Raw genomic sequence first — 14,702 nt, forward strand, 5'->3', positions numbered from 1 at the left:
TGAAAGAGGGCGTCAAAAAACGCCAGCCTACAGTAATTCCCGGCGGGGAACTGTGTCAACCCAAAAACCGAGCAATCATTCGATTTCCTGGATGAAAATGCAAGCCGCAGACTACTCGGCCTTTGATCTCAGGCGGCGCAGGAACAGACCGAATCTTAGTGAAAATTTCCACAAAGTCCGTCACTATGGTTCGGCTTGATTTTTGCTATGGACATCAGCATAAAGCCGATTATAATATGAAGCTGTGGGTGCGAAAGTCCAACAGCCAGACCGAAGTACACTCCAACTCAAACCAAAGAGGGCCGTGTGGCGCCATTTGTAAATTCAGACAGGGTTGATCTTCATCTAAAAATCATACAAGAGATCAGCGAGTTAATAAACCATGCCCAGGGATTGGATGCGGTCCTTTCCCAGGTGGTGGAGAAGATCGCCAAGTCTCTGCACTTTGACGTCGTGTCCATTTATATCTGGGATCCCACCCTGGAAAAACTGGTCATGCGGGGAAACTGGGGGCTTAACTTTGATCCGGGGACGTCCATCATGCTTTCGCCGGACGAGGGCATCACCGGCTCGGTTTTTTCCAGGCGCCGCGCCATTGCAGCCATGCCGGCCTCCAAGCATCCCGACTTTAAATACTTCCCGGATTTGGGGGAAGATAAATACGAAGTATACATGGGCGTGCCCATTTTGCTCCAGAGAAAAGCCCTGGGAGTTCTGGTAGCCCAGACGGCCAGCACCCGGCCCTTGCTGCCGGCTGAGCAAACCTTGTTCGAAATCGTGGCCTCCAGGCTGGCCGGACTCTTGGAAGTGGCGGACAGGCTGGAAAGGCTGGGGACGGCCCCAGGGGCGGTTTCGGCCCGGAAGACCCTGCAAGGCAAGGGCGTGTCCGGCGGCCCGGGTATCGGCCCTGTGTACCTGTTTCGCGGGCTTCTGCACAAAGTGCCGCTAAGCGGCTTCGCCGGCCAGGGCGTGCAGGAGGAAATGGACCGGTTTAAAATAGCCGCCAACGTGGCCAAGCAGGAGTTGAAAGATCTCTCCGCCGTCATGGCCAACGAGGGCAAGATTTCCTCCCACGACGCCGCTATTTTCGAGACCCACAGCATGATGCTGGAGGACGGCCTGTTTCTCCGGGAGATCGAAGGCCTGATCACGGAAGGCAAGCTGTCCGCCGAGGAAGCGACGGCCAAAGGCGCGGAAAACGTGGCCCTTCGGTTCGAAAGCCGGGGCAATCCCATGCTCATGGAACGGGCCGTGGACGTCCGGGAAGTCGGAGAAAGAGTCCTGGCGGCCCTGTTCAAGCTGAGCGGCCGGAAAATCAAAATGGAATCCCCGGCCATCGGCTGCGTTGTGGTCGCCAAAGACCTGGGGCCCGCGGCCGTGGCCCGGCTGGAAGGGAACAAGCCCGCGGCTATCATCACGGAGCGCGGCGGGGAAAACTCCCATACCACCATCCTGGCCAGATCCATGGGCATCCCGGCTGTCGTCGGAGTGCAAGGCGCCACCAAGCTCTTGTCCTCGGGCCAGCAGGTCCTGGTGGACGGCGATACGGGTTTCGTCTTTGTGGAGCCCAACGCCGGGCTTATCGAAGAATACGAAAAAACCTTTGAAGAAAGCCGCCTGATTCAGGCGGAAATCATCGCCAAGGCGCAGGAGTCCGACCTGCCCTATGGCTATCAGGTGGACGTGAACGTGGGCTTCCCCTCGGACGTGGCCACGGCCAAGGAACTGGGCATCGAGAATGTGGGCCTGTTCCGCACGGAATTCTCCTTCATGCGTTTTGACGGCTGGCCCACGGTGGAGGAGCAGATCGCCGTTTACCGGGAGGTGGGGGATCTTTTCCCCGGCGACATCACCGTGCGCACCCTGGATATCGGCGCGGACAAACGCCTGCCCTATTTCGCCTTTCCCGACGAAGCCAACCCCCTTTTGGGGCTTCGGTCCATCCGGTTTTCCATGGAATATCCGGACCTGTTCCGGGAGCAGATAAAAGCCATCCTCTCCCTGGTCAAACAAGGGCATCATTTTAGAATTCTGCTGCCCATGATCTCCCGCATCTGGGAAGTGGAGACCGCCCGGGAAATCCTGGAGGAAACCGTGACCGACCTGGCCATGCCCCCGGGCGCGGTCCCGCCCATGGGAATCATGGTGGAAGTGCCCGGCCTGTTCCACCAGTTGGAGGATTACAAGGACCTGGTGGACTTTTTCTCCGTGGGCACCAATGACCTGATCCAATATCTGCTGGCCGTGGACCGGGATTCCAGCGTGGTGGGGCATTTGTATTCCGGGTATCATCCTTCGGTTATCAGGATGATGAAAAGCCTCAAGGAAAAGGCCGACTCCCTCAGAAAGGACATCGCCGTGTGCGGCGAAATGGCTTCCATCCCCGGCGGCGCCCTGGCCCTATGCGCTCTGGGCTATAGGCATTTTTCCGTGCCGCCCTTCCAGGCGCCGGGCGTCAGGTACCTGATCCAAAGCGTCACTCAGGACGTCCTGGATCAGGTGGCGGACACCATCCTGGGCCTGTCCCACGAAAAGGACATCCGCGCCTACCTGGACCACTGCATCGAACAGATCGATCCTCTGCTGTTGGAGATTTAAAAAGCATATTTAGGCTGCAAAGCCTTCCTGTTTGCGTCTTATTCGCCGCACGAAAACCTTGTCTTTAAGCAGGGCAAGCCCTGGCGCTGCATTGCGAATTTATTCTCTCAGACAAGGCAGCGGCATAGGCGCACAGAGGCTGTGCTTTCAGGACGCGCGGAGCGCATCCTGGGCAGGCACGGGGGCCTGCAACTACACTGCAAATAAAGCTGTTACGGCGAGAAGTGGATCTATTGGATCCCCATAAGCCTACGCGTTTCAGGTAGGGGTTGGGTCTCCCAACCCTAAGGGCGGCTTGCCGCGCCGTTTTTCGGGTAGCCCAGGCACAGCAGTATCGTGCCTTGGTTGCTTTAGCAACAAAAGGCGCGGCCTAAGGGATTTTGAATATTGGGGAAGGCCGGCGGACGGAAGGTGCGGTTTAAGCCTATAGTTTTAATTGGATTCTTAACACCATGAAAATATTTCCATTTCAAATACTTATATATGCATTCCCACGCGAAGCGGGAGAACGATGGCTGGGTGTTGGGAAGGCCTTCCCTCCGATGGAGATTGTGGAGTTCTATTGATTTTAATGGTTTAAACTACATGTGCTTTGCACCCGGGCAGGATACTGCTCTGCCCGGGCTATCCACAAACATTTTCAATAATTCAAAATAGTTGGTTATATGAAACATTGTTACCGCACAACTGGCTGTGCTTTGAACCGCTTCTGCCGCTCGGGCGTCCATAGCTAATCCTTGCTCGGTCCTTCGCCTCTGTTCGTCATTCCCGTGGAGGGATTATGGCGGGATGATTGCTGCAGTTCGTAACCATCATGACATAATTCCGGAAACGGGAACCCAGCGTCATATTTTCAAGCGCCTACAGCGATATGAGGATCAGCGAAGAAAAGACTTTCCAAGAAGCATTCTCTAAATCCGAAACGTCAACCCCCAATGCAGGCCGAAATCCGGGCTGTTGTCGTAGGCGATGATGTTTTCCAGGATTCCCAATTCCCAAACCAGGCGTCTGGTCAGGCGGCCTTTAAAGCCCAGGGTGACTTCGTGGGAAGGCTCCTTGAATCCCCAAAGATTTTTACACGATCCTTCGGAATAAAGGTATTGCACCAAAAGGGAGGCGGACTCGTGGAAGCTCCATTCCAGGCCGGCCAGGAAGGAGGTTTGGGTGCGTTTGAATTCGATGGTTTCCATACGCGTGGACCCGTACCAGAAAAATCCGGGTACCAGGTAGCCATGAAACCGGCCCATCTTTTTGGCCAGGGAAAACGAAACGCCCATGTCCACGGGAAAATCCCGCTCCATGTCAAAGGCGTTCCAGATATCATACCGAAAAGACAAGGAATAGGAAAAGGCGGGCCAGACCTTTCCGCCGGGGGTCAGGTTATGCTGCATGACCAGGGCTATGTTCTGGGAAAAGGCGCCTTTGCCGCCCTCCCAGGCTATTTTCTCCCTGCCGTCGGGAGTCCAGACGTCCACGTTCACCTCGCCGTAGGCGGCCTTGTCCCGGCCATCCTGGTCCAGATTCAGGGCGTCGTGAAAATTTTTAATGAATCCGTCCAGCATGCCGTTCAGCATGCGCTGTTCTTCAAAGGAAAACTCAAACAAAATCTCGTGGAAGCGTCTGGAAACCGAAGCCGTGCTGTGCAGAGTTTCGTAATCCATGAAATATTTATTGGGCTCGTTCACCCAGGTGTTGGCCAAGGTTTGAGTCAGCCGGAATTCCCAGCTATGCACGTCCAGGGTGCTGGGGGTGCGGGGCAGCAACGCCAGACGCAGGGATTGAAACGGCGACTGGGAGGGCATGCGGAGCAGGCCGTAGCCCACGTTGGGGCCGGCCCAGGGTTTGAGGCGTTTGCTTGGCGTCGCTTCAGTTTTTTGAGAATATTCAGTTTCTTCCGGATCTGAGCTTTGGCCGGCCAAAGCCGTCTTAACCGGGCAAAGGGTAAGAAAAAGCGCGGCAGCAATGGCGGCAAAATGAAAAAGAAGGGGGCGTCCTTTGTATATATTCCGATAGGTTAACATGCTTTATTAATATACTGTGAAGACGATTCCAGGCAAGAAAAACAAAGTTTTGATGGATAGATCAAAACGCTGCAGCAGTTTGCAGTAAAATTACTATTTAGCGGGATTGTTGAATTAGATCTTACAAAAAGGAGAAAAATGGCGCGCCCGGTAGGAGTCGAACCTACGACTTCCAGTTCCGGAGACTGGCGCTCTATCCACTGAGCTACGGGCGCGTGAAAGGGGTTATATATGTCAGGAAGCCTTGAAAATCAAGCGGAAAATCAACCCGGCCCCAGATTTCGCGGGGAAAGGGAGCTGAATGATTCATCCTGGATCAGCCCCATGTCCTGCAAGGTCTGACGCGCTTCCCCCACGATGTAAAGGGAGCCTGCCACGACGATCACATCCGTATCCCTGGCGTTTTCCAGGGCGTATTTTACGGCTTCTTCCACGCTGGGCTTTTCCACGAACCGGTCCTTTTTGTTGCGGATCAGGGGCGTCAGCTCTTTGGTCTCAACAGCCCGGCCTATTTTGGGGCGGGTGATGATGATCTTGGCGGCCAGGGCTTCCAGCATGGGCAGCATTTTCTTGTACGGCTTGTCGTCCAAAAAACCGGTGATGACCGTGACGTCCCGATCTGCAAAAGTTTCGGCCAGGTATTTGGTCAAGACCTTCATGGCTGCCAGGTTGTGGGCGCCGTCCAAAATCACCATGGGGGATTTTTGGATGGTTTCCAGACGGCCGGGCCATTTGACCTGCTCCAGGCCGGCCTTGGCCTGCTCTTCCGTAATCTTGGCGCCCCTTTTCGTGAGCGCCTGGCAGCCGGCCAGGGCCAGGGAGGCGTTGGGAATCTGGTACTCGCCCTTCAGGCGGCATTGCAGGCCTTTCCAGGCGTGATCCTGACCGTAGAAATTAAAGCCCCCGCCCTGCAGGCGGCGGGTTTTGAAATCTTTGCCCATGCGATACAGGGGCGCCTCGTTCTCCGCGGCGGCCTTTTCCACGGCCTTGATGGCGTCGGGCTGGCGCACGCCCGTGACCACGGGGACGCCCGGTTTGATGATCCCGGCTTTTTCGTACGCGATCTGGGCGATGGTATTGCCCAGATACATTTCGTGCTCCACGGATATGTTGGTAATAATGCAGAGTTCCGGCTTCAGCACGTTGGTGGCGTCCAGGCGTCCGCCCATGCCGGTTTCCATGACCGCGTAATCCACGCCGGCTTTATCGAACGCATACAGGGCCATGGCCGTGGTGTACTCGAAAAAGGTGGCGTGCCGCTCCAGTCCGGACACGCTTTTGACGGCCTGATAAGCCTCCAGCACCTCGTCATCCGAAATGGGCCTGCCGTTAACCGTGAAGCGTTCGTTGATGTGCACCAGATGGGGCGAGGTGTACACCCCCACCTTGTATCCGGCGGCCTGGAGGATGGACGCCGTATTCTGGGCCACGGAGCCTTTTCCGTTGGTTCCGGCTATGTGGATGCATTGGATGCGCAGATGGGGATCGCCGATGCCTTTCAGCATGGCCGAAATGGTTTCCAAGCCCAGCTTGATGCCGAAGCGGCCCAGGGAGAATAACTCTTCCATGGCCTGATTGAATGCATTAATGTCTGTCATTACTCAATATCCGATTAACTTTTTTTAAGTCCGCCAACAAAAAAAAGCAGGGGCGCAAGGCCCCTGCTTGAGTGTGCTGCACTTGGCGTCGCAGGTTTAGCGGCGGCCCCTGGACCGGGCCTTTCTGGCTGCGGAGCGAAGACGCCTGACCGACTCGCGCTGCTTGCGCCGGCGGCTTTCGCTGGGCTTTTCATAGGCTTTTTTCATTTTAAGCCTGCGGAAAAGCCCGTCATTTTGAATTTTTTTCTTCAAAACGCGCATGGCCTTTTCCAGGTCATTGTCAAAGACTTTGACCTCAAGATCCTTCACGTTTCCCAAGACTCTCAACCCCCTTTCATATGGAGATTATCAGTCTGAGCGCCATAGCACGGCGCTAGATTGAAAACAACAAAAAAGGGCGGGCCCAGGATGGCCGGGGCCGTTTTTTCGGGCGCGATGCTTCCGCCCAGCCCATTTTATTAGGAACGGGCCGAATCGCTCCCGTCAGTTAGGGAAAAATCCCTGAAAAACCTGCTTATCCCAGTTTGCCGACCAGCTCTTCGGTCACTTCGGGAACGCTGGGTTCGCCGTTCAGGGTGACGTATTTCAGGGAGCCGTCTTTTTCGGCGATGGCTTTGAAATAGTAAGCGGAGGCCAGTGTGCCGGTGTCGGTGTCGTAATAGATGTTGTGGCGCTTATCGATGGCGTCTTCATCCTGATCGTCGGAGCGGGCGCTCAGGGCGCCGCCGCACACGCGGCATTTGTCTCCATCGGGCTTGATGGCGTCGATGAAAATATTGTTGGGATGGTTGTTGTCGTTTTCGCAAAGCCTGCGGCCCATGATGCGGTTCTTGGCGATCTGGCGGTCCAGGATCATCTCGATGACAACGTCCAGAGCCATGCCGGCTTCCTTCAGGGCTTCGTCCAGTTTGATGGCCTGTTCCTTGCTGCGGGGGAATCCGTCCAGCAGCCAGCCGTTGCCGCAGTCGTCAGCCTGGAGACGGCCCAGGATCATGGGGATGGTGATTTCGTCAGGAACCAGGTCGCCCCTGTCGATGTATTCCTTGGCTTTCTTGCCGATTTCAGTGCCCTTGGAAATATTTTCGCGGAAGATAGCTCCGGATTCAATGTGCGGAATGTTGTACTTACCCTTTACGATAGAGCCCTGGGTGCCCTTGCCGCTGCCGTTGGGGCCAAAAAACAGTATTCTCATCTTGGTAAAACTCCTTTCATGGGTTTAGGCGGCTGAATTGTCGCCGTGAATAACTTCACAAATTGATCCAGCAAATTTTTCTAATGAAATGGACTTTTATTGTCAAGGCGAGAATGACTTTAGAGGCCCAAGTTTTTTTGTTTTTCGTTAAAAAATCCTCCGGGGCGTTCTTGACAAGCCGGAGCATAGGGGATATAAAGCCTCTTTTGTAAAGATTAACTTCTAGAGGAGGTGATCCATTGGGAAGCGTCATTAAAAAACGTAGAAAGAAAATGCGCAAGCATAAACACCGCAAACTCCTTGCCCGTACCCGGCACCAGAGGAGAAAGGGCAAGTAAATTATATTTGGTGTAAAGGATGGGAAAAGGCGCGCTCGCGTCCCTGGCCCATCCTTTTTCACCCGTTTCCCCAAGAGCACGGCATTAGGGTCCATAGGACGCCTGACCAATCCAGGCGCCGTCACTCCATGGGGGATGCGGGTTTTTTTACCGCCCTATTCGCTAAAAGAATCCACAAAAGGCGCAACCGACCAATTAATACCGGTCTGGTGCGCCTTTTTGCGTTTAAAGGGCCGTGCGCCGAATTCCTATTGGATTCCGGGGATTGGCCTCCTTTGCCAACTTGCGATTAGAGAAGTTAAAAAAGCAGGAAACGTCCAACGGCTAAAATCATGCTGAAGCGGCGGCTCCCCGTTGGGGCCTTGCGACAGGTTGCCCCAATTTTGTGGTGGCCCAGGCACAGCAGTACCATGCCTGGGTTCAAAAGAACAAAAGGCGCGGCCGGGAAAGGTTGTTGAATCGGGCACGGCCGGCGGGCGAAAAGTGCGGGGTGAGGTTGATTTCTTGAGGTTGTAAACTGAGTTCTCAACGCCTTGAAATTGAATTAATTTCTAATACTTATATATGCATTCCCACGCGAAGCATGGGAACAAGGGCCGGGTGTTGGGGAGGCCTTCCTTTTGATAGGAATTCTGTTGACGGTATAGGTTTGAACTGCATGTGCTTCGCACCCGGGCAGGATACTGCTCTGCCCGGGCTACCCACGAATATCCTGTATAATTCAAGATAGTTGGTTTTATGAAACAATATAGGCGCACAGCTTGCTGTGCTTTGGAACGCGCGGAGCGCGTTCCTTGGCAGGCGCCGGGGGCCTGCAACTACACTACGAATGAAGCCGTTACAGCGATGGGCGCCTCTGCAGGTCTTTAATACGCCTATGCGTTGGGGGTAGGGAGTGGGTCTCCCAACCCAAAAAGCGGCTTGCCGCAGCCTCTTTTTTTTCGAATAGGTCTCTCAAATCGCCAATCACACGCAATCCTCGGACAAGCGGACGGTGACGGACTCCCGGCAGTCGGAAAGCTTCCGCCATTTGACGCCCGCCATTTCCAGCATGGTCTTGGAGGCCCTCACGATGTCCGTTTCCGCGTACTTGTCCGAAAGATAGACGATTTCCTTGATTCCGGACTGAATGATGATTTTTGCGCATTCGTTGCAGGGAAACAAGGCCACATACAGGGTGCAGCCCTCCAGGTCCGACACGATGCTGTTCAGGATGGCGTTCAGTTCTGCATGGCAGACATAGGCGTATTTGGTGTCCAGGGCGCCGCCCTCCCGGGCCCAGGGCAGTTCGTCGTCCGAGCAGCCGGTGGGAAAGCCGTTGTATCCGATCCCCACAATCTTCTTCTTGCGATTCACCACGCAGGCGCCCACTTGGGTGTTGGGGTCCTTGCTTCGCTGGGCCGACAGACAGGCCACGCCCATGAAATATTCATCCCAGGTCAGATAGTCTCGTCTTTTTTCGCTCATAACACCCTTGATTTTAATTGAAAAATTAAAAAATCGGCCCAAGGCCCGCACAGGGCGGCCGCCATTAATCCGTGCGCTTTTAAAAGGAACCCATTTGGTTTTCCAAAAGGGAATCTCACTTTAACACACCGTTTTAAGAAACTCAAGCAACGGAGAATATTGCATATACGCCTGCCTGCAAAAAATTTCCGGCCGCCGTTGCCCGGCAACGGTTGACAAGCGGCCGCCCATCCTGCTATTGCACGGCCTTCAGGGACGCCCTTTGTCCCCTAATATTACTCAACCATGGCGCTCCCCGCGCTTATGGAGGTTTTTTGTTCAATAGTATGCAAATGGATCTTGTGACCGCCGCCCTTGCAGGCATGCAGCCTTAGGCGGTTTATTGCACAAGACCGGCCTCGGCCGGAAAAACATCCCGTGCAGGAGTTAAATCCTCCTGCCCTTGTCTTGACAGCGCAATACCGCTCTATAGCTGCATCCTCCGACTTGTTTTATTTATCCTGTTGATATTCAAGTATTTTAAGACGCCATTTTATCTTGGCGCACGATGTATGACATGGAGGATAATGTCATGAGTTTGGAAAATTTGGGCTGGAACGGCTTTTTTGAAAATAACGCATATAGCTTTGACGACCCCAACCTGACCCCGGCCCGGATTATTGGGGTCAGAAAAAACGCCTTTATCGTGCATGACGGCGACCGGGAAATCCTGGCGACCGCCGCGGGCAGGCTGTATCATGACGACAGCCCGGACAGCCTGTTTCCCGCAGCCGGAGACTGGGTTTTAATCCGAGATACGATCATCGCACACGTTTTGCCAAGGAGAAACGCCCTCTCACGAGGCGCCTCGGGCGCGCGACACGGCCGGGCCGAATCAGCGGTTCGGGGGCAGGTGATCGCCGCCAATCTGGATACGGTGTTCATCGTTTGCGGCCTGGATCGGGATTATAACGTCCGGCGCATCGAACGGTATCTTACGCTGATATACAACTGCGGATGCAGCCCGGTGGTGATCCTGAACAAGGCGGATTTGCATCCCGCGCCCCTGGACTGCGCGGCCGAGGTGGAGTCCGTGGCCTTCGGCGTGCCGGTGTTTACGGTTTCCGCCAAGTCCGGCCAAGGCGTGGAAGTCCTCCGGCAATTCCTGCCTCCAGGCCAGACCGCGGCCCTGTTGGGCTCGTCAGGAGCGGGGAAATCCACCCTGGTCAACCAGTTGTCAGGCGCGGAGGTCCGGGCCGCCAAGGAGGTGAGCGAAGCCGTAGGCAAAGGCGTGCACACCACCACGACCCGGGATATCATTCCCATACCCGGCGCCGGCATGATCCTGGACAACCCAGGCATCCGTGAAATCGCCCTGTGGGACAACGCAGGCGGCATCGACGACGCCTTCCCGGACATCCAGGCTTTGGCCAAGGAATGCCATTACACGGACTGCACCCACGAGCACGAACCCGGCTGCCGGGTTCGCGAAGCCGTGGAGATCGGCGTGCTCAAACCGGCCCGCTTGCAGAATTATCTGAAAATGCAGAAGGAGCTGGAATTCTTGAACCAGCGCCAGGAAAAATCCGCCAACCGGGTGGAAAAGGAGCGCTGGAAGGAAATCGCCATCTATCAAAAGCAATTTAAAAACAAAAAAAGGCCGCGCATCAGATAAGGCCTGGCCTGGCTTTTGAGAAAATTGGAGCGTTTTCAAACTGCAAAAAAACTGCCTCCGGCGGCAAACTTTTTAATGGCGCTGCGCGCGTGGAATTGAAAAGGTTTGTCATTCCCGAGCGTAGTTTTCGGGAATCCAGCGTCCTTGATCGTTAAATCAGCGAGGACGCTGGGTCCCCGCGTTCGCGAGGATGACAGGCTTAATCGGCCTGAATACCGACCTCGGTCCGCCCATTTTTCACGCCTGTATGGGGCGATGCCGCTCGCTGCGCCCACATAGGAACTCGGTCGCCCTACCCATGTGCAGGGCGAGCCCGGCCAAAAAGACTGGCGGCTTTGTCCGGGTTTTCAATTTTTGCCATTTTAAGCGGCCGGCATGCAGGGAAGCCGCTCTTCTGGCCCCAGCATACCTCACTTTTTTCAGCATCCTGACAGTTAATCTGAAAGTATTTCCAAATCCTGAACTAAAAACCGGCTTGTACGCCGCCGGGTGTTGATACGCCGCGCTGACCGTGGTAACGAGACTCGGGTTGTATTTGCTAATTTCAGGAGGAGTAATACACAATGAACACCCCAAAAATAGTTATTGTCGGCGGAGTCGCCGGCGGCGCATCCTGCGCTGCGCGCTCCCGCAGGCTTTCAGAAGAAGCGGAAATCATAATGATCGAGCGGGGGCCTTTTGTGTCCTTCGCCAACTGCGGCCTGCCCTATCACGTGGGCGAAGTCATCAAGGAAGAAGAGGATCTGCTGGTGGCCTCCCCGGAAATATTCCGGGACCGCTTTGCCATCGACGTGCGCATTCAGTGCGAAGTCACCAAGATCGACCGGGAAAACAAGACCGTCACCATTCGCAAAATGACCACGGGCGAAACCTACGACGAGACCTACGATTACCTGGTCCTGTCCCCGGGCGCAGCGCCTTTGCGGCCGCCCTTGCCGGGCATCGATCATCCGGCCGTGTTTACGGTGCGGAACATTCCCGACATCCGGGCCATCAAGGAAATGACCGGGAACGGCGAAGCCAAGAGCGCCGTGGTGGTGGGCGGCGGATTCATCGGCCTGGAAATGGCGGAAAACCTGCACCACATCGGCATGCAGGTTTCGGTCATTGAAATGGCCGAGCACGTCATGCCTGTGCTGGACAAGGAAATGGCCACCATGGTCAACGAGCACCTGGATTCCATGCGGGTGGATTTGTACCTGGGTTCGGCGGTCCAGAGCTTTGAAAACGGTCCCGACGGCAAGCCATTGGTGAATCTGGCTTCGGGCGAGCAGATCGCCGCCGACATCGTGATCATGGCTATCGGCGTCAGGCCCGAGACCGGGCTTGCCAAAGCCGCCGGCCTGGATCTGGGCCCTCGCGGCGGCATTGCGGTGGACGGATTCATGCACACCAACGATCCCAACATATTCGCGGTGGGCGACGCCGTGGAAGTGGAAGGCTACGTCATGGGCGGCAAGCGTCTGATTCCCCTGGCCGGCCCGGCCAACAGGCAGGGCAGGCTGGTGGCCGACGTCATTTTGAACCCGGATAGGCCCAAGCCTTTCCGCGGAGTGCAGGGCACGGCGGTCTGCGGCGTATTGGGCATGACCGTTGCGTGCACGGGCGAGACGGAAAAAAGCCTGGGCCTCATGGCCAAGGACGGCAAGGTCATCGAGTATGAAAAGGTGTACAGCCATCCTTTCAGCAACGCCACTTATTATCCCGGCGCTCAGCAAATTTCCTTCAAACTCATTTTCGCCAAAGAGGACGGCAGAGTTTTGGGCGCTCAGGCGGTCGGTCTGGCCGGCGTGGAAAAACGCATCGACGTGGTGGCCATGGCCATCCAGATGGGCGCCACGGTTTACGACCTGGAGGAAGCGGAATTATGCTACGCTCCCCAGTACGGCTCGGCCAAGGACCCGGTGAACATGGCGGGCATGATCGCGGCCAACGTGCTTAAAGGCGTGTCTAAAATCGTCCATTGGCCCGACCTGGAGAATTTCGACGGAATCCTCATAGACGTCCGGGATCCCGAGGAATACGCCACGGGATTCGCCGAAGGCGCCATCAACATGCCTTTGGACTCTTTAAGAAAAAACCTGGATTCCCTTCCCAAGGACAAGGAAATCTGGGCATACTGCTACGTAAGCCAGCGCGCTTATTTTGCGGAGCGCATTTTGACGCAGCACGGCTATAACGCAAAAACCGTTTCCGGCGGCATTTTGTCCTACTGGGCCGCCGACGCAGACGCATAAATTTTTATAATGTGTTATAATGCCTCCGGGCTGACAGGCTTGGCCCGTCAGTCCGGACGCAACAACTTGAGCGGACCATTCCGGCCCGCCTGCATTTCTTGGATCGTAACAATTCGCTTTTTACCATTTTATTGAGGACGCGGGACGGCGGACGCCGACTTATACGCCAACCTGCAAGCATGCCGTTTGATGCATACTCCCGGGGTGAGTTCTTTCCTCTTTGCCGAAAATGGGTGGGACAAAGAAACGGACTCAGGCCTTAGACCCGAACCCTCCATCAAGCCGGACATGAAGCAAAAAGCCATCCTCATATAAAATGGCGGCAAGGGAAACTCCTTGGCTGTTTGTTTAGTCAATCGCCCTGTTTCTAACGACTTGACGGGGGGGCAAGCCAGGAAAAACGCTGAGAACCAAGCTAAACGAGAGGTGATTGTGGTGAAAAAACAAGCATGTTTACTGATTGTATGGGCCGCGCTTTTTTCCGTCCTGTTAGCCATGCCGGCCGGCGCCGAAGAATGGAAGGACCGCTGGAAATTCGGAACCATCGCTCCGGACGGAATCGGCTGGGCCAAGCAAATTAAAAACATCGTCATCCCGGCGGTGGAGGAAGCCACTCAGGGCACGCTGGAAGTCAAGGTCTACTGGGGCGGCGTCATGGGCGATGACGAGGATTTCGTCTCCAAAATGCGCATCGGCCAGCTGCAGGGCGCAGGCTGGTCCGGCCAGGGCGTCCTCATCGCCGTGCCGGAGATGGAAGTGGTCACCCTGCCCTTCTTGTTCAACAATTACGACGAGGTGGATTACATCAAGCAGGAAATGAGCGAGGAGTTTGATGAAATCGCAAAGAAAAACGGGTATATGTGCATCGCCTGGATTGACGAGGACATTTGCTCCATCTATTCCACCAAGTATGACATGAGCAAGCTCCAGGATTACAAGGACGCCAAAATCCTGTCGTGGTTCGGCGATGTGGAGGAAAGGCTGTACAAAAGCCTGGGCGCCAGCCCCATTTCCGTGAACATGCCCGAAGCGCCCCCGGCCCTGCGTCAGGGAGTGGGCGACGCCATCACCGCTTCCGCGGCCTGGATCCTGGGCACCCAGCTTTACTCCTCCATCAAGTACGTGAGTCCTTACAAGTTGCGCTACGCCCCGGCCATGATCGCCGTGGACTGGAAAACATGGTCATCCATGCCCGAGCCCTATAAGGAGCACTATTACAAAATCCGCGCCGACGTGGTTAAGCGCTTTGTCGCCGGGGTGCGTTCGGATAACATAAAGAGCCTGGAAGCCATGAAAGAATACGGCCTTAAGGAGATGCCCGTAAGCCCGGAAGAGATGGAGGCGATCCGGAAGAACGCCGTCACCATTTGGCAGGAAAGCCTGGATTCCCCGGACACCGGAGAACTTCTGGAAGAGTTGCTGGAGCACCTGGAGGATTTTCGCGCCAAGTAGCCTTTCGCGCCATGGCTTCACGCCTTTAATATAATCTTCCGACCATACACCGCCCTGATTCCGCGTTTCCCTTAACAGCGGAATCGGGGCGAAAGCCATTGCAGCCGCAGATTCGCCGTTCCTTTTCAAGCCGCCGTCTTTCCAT

Annotated in this window: 10 protein-coding genes and 1 tRNA gene; 5 read left to right on the forward strand and 6 right to left on the reverse strand. The window is 55.4% G+C overall.

Annotated elements, in window-relative coordinates; translation table 11 throughout:
• Positions 1 to 306: 306 nt before the first annotated feature.
• Positions 307 to 2,598 (forward strand): phosphoenolpyruvate--protein phosphotransferase, encoded by a 2,292-nt coding sequence (gene ptsP / locus G491_RS0105020; RefSeq protein WP_028313804.1) that lies wholly within the window; start codon positions 307 to 309, stop codon positions 2,596 to 2,598.
• A gap of 911 nt (positions 2,599 to 3,509) precedes the next feature.
• Here the strand turns inward: ptsP and G491_RS0105025 are convergent.
• From G491_RS0105025 to G491_RS0105045, 5 genes are all read right to left on the reverse strand, one after another.
• Complete coding sequence (locus tag G491_RS0105025; RefSeq protein ID WP_169829388.1) at positions 3,510 to 4,517, reverse strand: DUF3187 family protein; 1,008 nt, start codon at positions 4,515 to 4,517, stop codon at positions 3,510 to 3,512.
• A gap of 241 nt (positions 4,518 to 4,758) precedes the next feature.
• Positions 4,759 to 4,834, reverse strand: a tRNA-Arg gene (locus tag G491_RS0105030).
• Between the two features lie 48 nt (positions 4,835 to 4,882).
• Entirely contained in the window at positions 4,883 to 6,217 is a 1,335-nt protein-coding gene (locus G491_RS0105035) for a bifunctional folylpolyglutamate synthase/dihydrofolate synthase (RefSeq protein WP_028313806.1), read from the reverse strand.
• 96 nt (positions 6,218 to 6,313) lie between these two features.
• Complete coding sequence (rpsU, locus tag G491_RS0105040; RefSeq protein WP_012609352.1) at positions 6,314 to 6,526, reverse strand: 30S ribosomal protein S21; 213 nt, start codon at positions 6,524 to 6,526, stop codon at positions 6,314 to 6,316.
• 205 nt (positions 6,527 to 6,731) lie between these two features.
• Positions 6,732 to 7,409: an adenylate kinase gene (locus tag G491_RS0105045; protein WP_028313807.1), complete on the reverse strand. Its 678-nt coding sequence runs from the start codon at positions 7,407 to 7,409 to the stop codon at positions 6,732 to 6,734.
• 239 nt (positions 7,410 to 7,648) lie between these two features.
• On the opposite strand from G491_RS0105045, the gene G491_RS34855 reads away from it, so the two are divergent.
• Positions 7,649 to 7,747, forward strand: a complete 99-nt coding sequence (locus tag G491_RS34855; RefSeq protein WP_073474648.1) for a 30S ribosomal protein bS22 — start codon at positions 7,649 to 7,651, stop codon at positions 7,745 to 7,747.
• Between the two features lie 966 nt (positions 7,748 to 8,713).
• On the opposite strand, the gene G491_RS0105055 is transcribed toward G491_RS34855, so the two are convergent.
• Positions 8,714 to 9,214 carry a deoxycytidylate deaminase gene (locus tag G491_RS0105055; RefSeq protein ID WP_028313808.1) on the reverse strand — a complete coding sequence of 167 codons (501 nt, stop codon included), beginning with the start codon at positions 9,212 to 9,214 and terminating at the stop codon, positions 8,714 to 8,716.
• A 571-nt stretch (positions 9,215 to 9,785) separates the two neighbouring features.
• Here G491_RS0105055 and rsgA point away from each other — a divergent pair.
• From rsgA to G491_RS0105075, 3 genes are all read left to right on the forward strand, one after another.
• Positions 9,786 to 10,868 (forward strand): ribosome small subunit-dependent GTPase A, encoded by a 1,083-nt coding sequence (rsgA, locus tag G491_RS0105060; protein WP_051327043.1) that lies wholly within the window; start codon positions 9,786 to 9,788, stop codon positions 10,866 to 10,868.
• A 563-nt stretch (positions 10,869 to 11,431) separates the two neighbouring features.
• Entirely contained in the window at positions 11,432 to 13,105 is a 1,674-nt protein-coding gene (locus G491_RS0105070) for an FAD-dependent oxidoreductase (protein WP_028313811.1), read from the forward strand.
• Positions 13,106 to 13,540: 435 nt separating this feature from the next.
• Entirely contained in the window at positions 13,541 to 14,557 is a 1,017-nt protein-coding gene (locus G491_RS0105075; protein ID WP_136360542.1) for a TRAP transporter substrate-binding protein, read from the forward strand.
• The last annotated feature ends 145 nt before the right edge of the window (positions 14,558 to 14,702 follow it).

It is taken from the genome of Desulfatibacillum aliphaticivorans DSM 15576 (assembly GCF_000429905.1).
GTDB classification, from domain to species: domain Bacteria; phylum Desulfobacterota; class Desulfobacteria; order Desulfobacterales; family Desulfatibacillaceae; genus Desulfatibacillum; species Desulfatibacillum aliphaticivorans.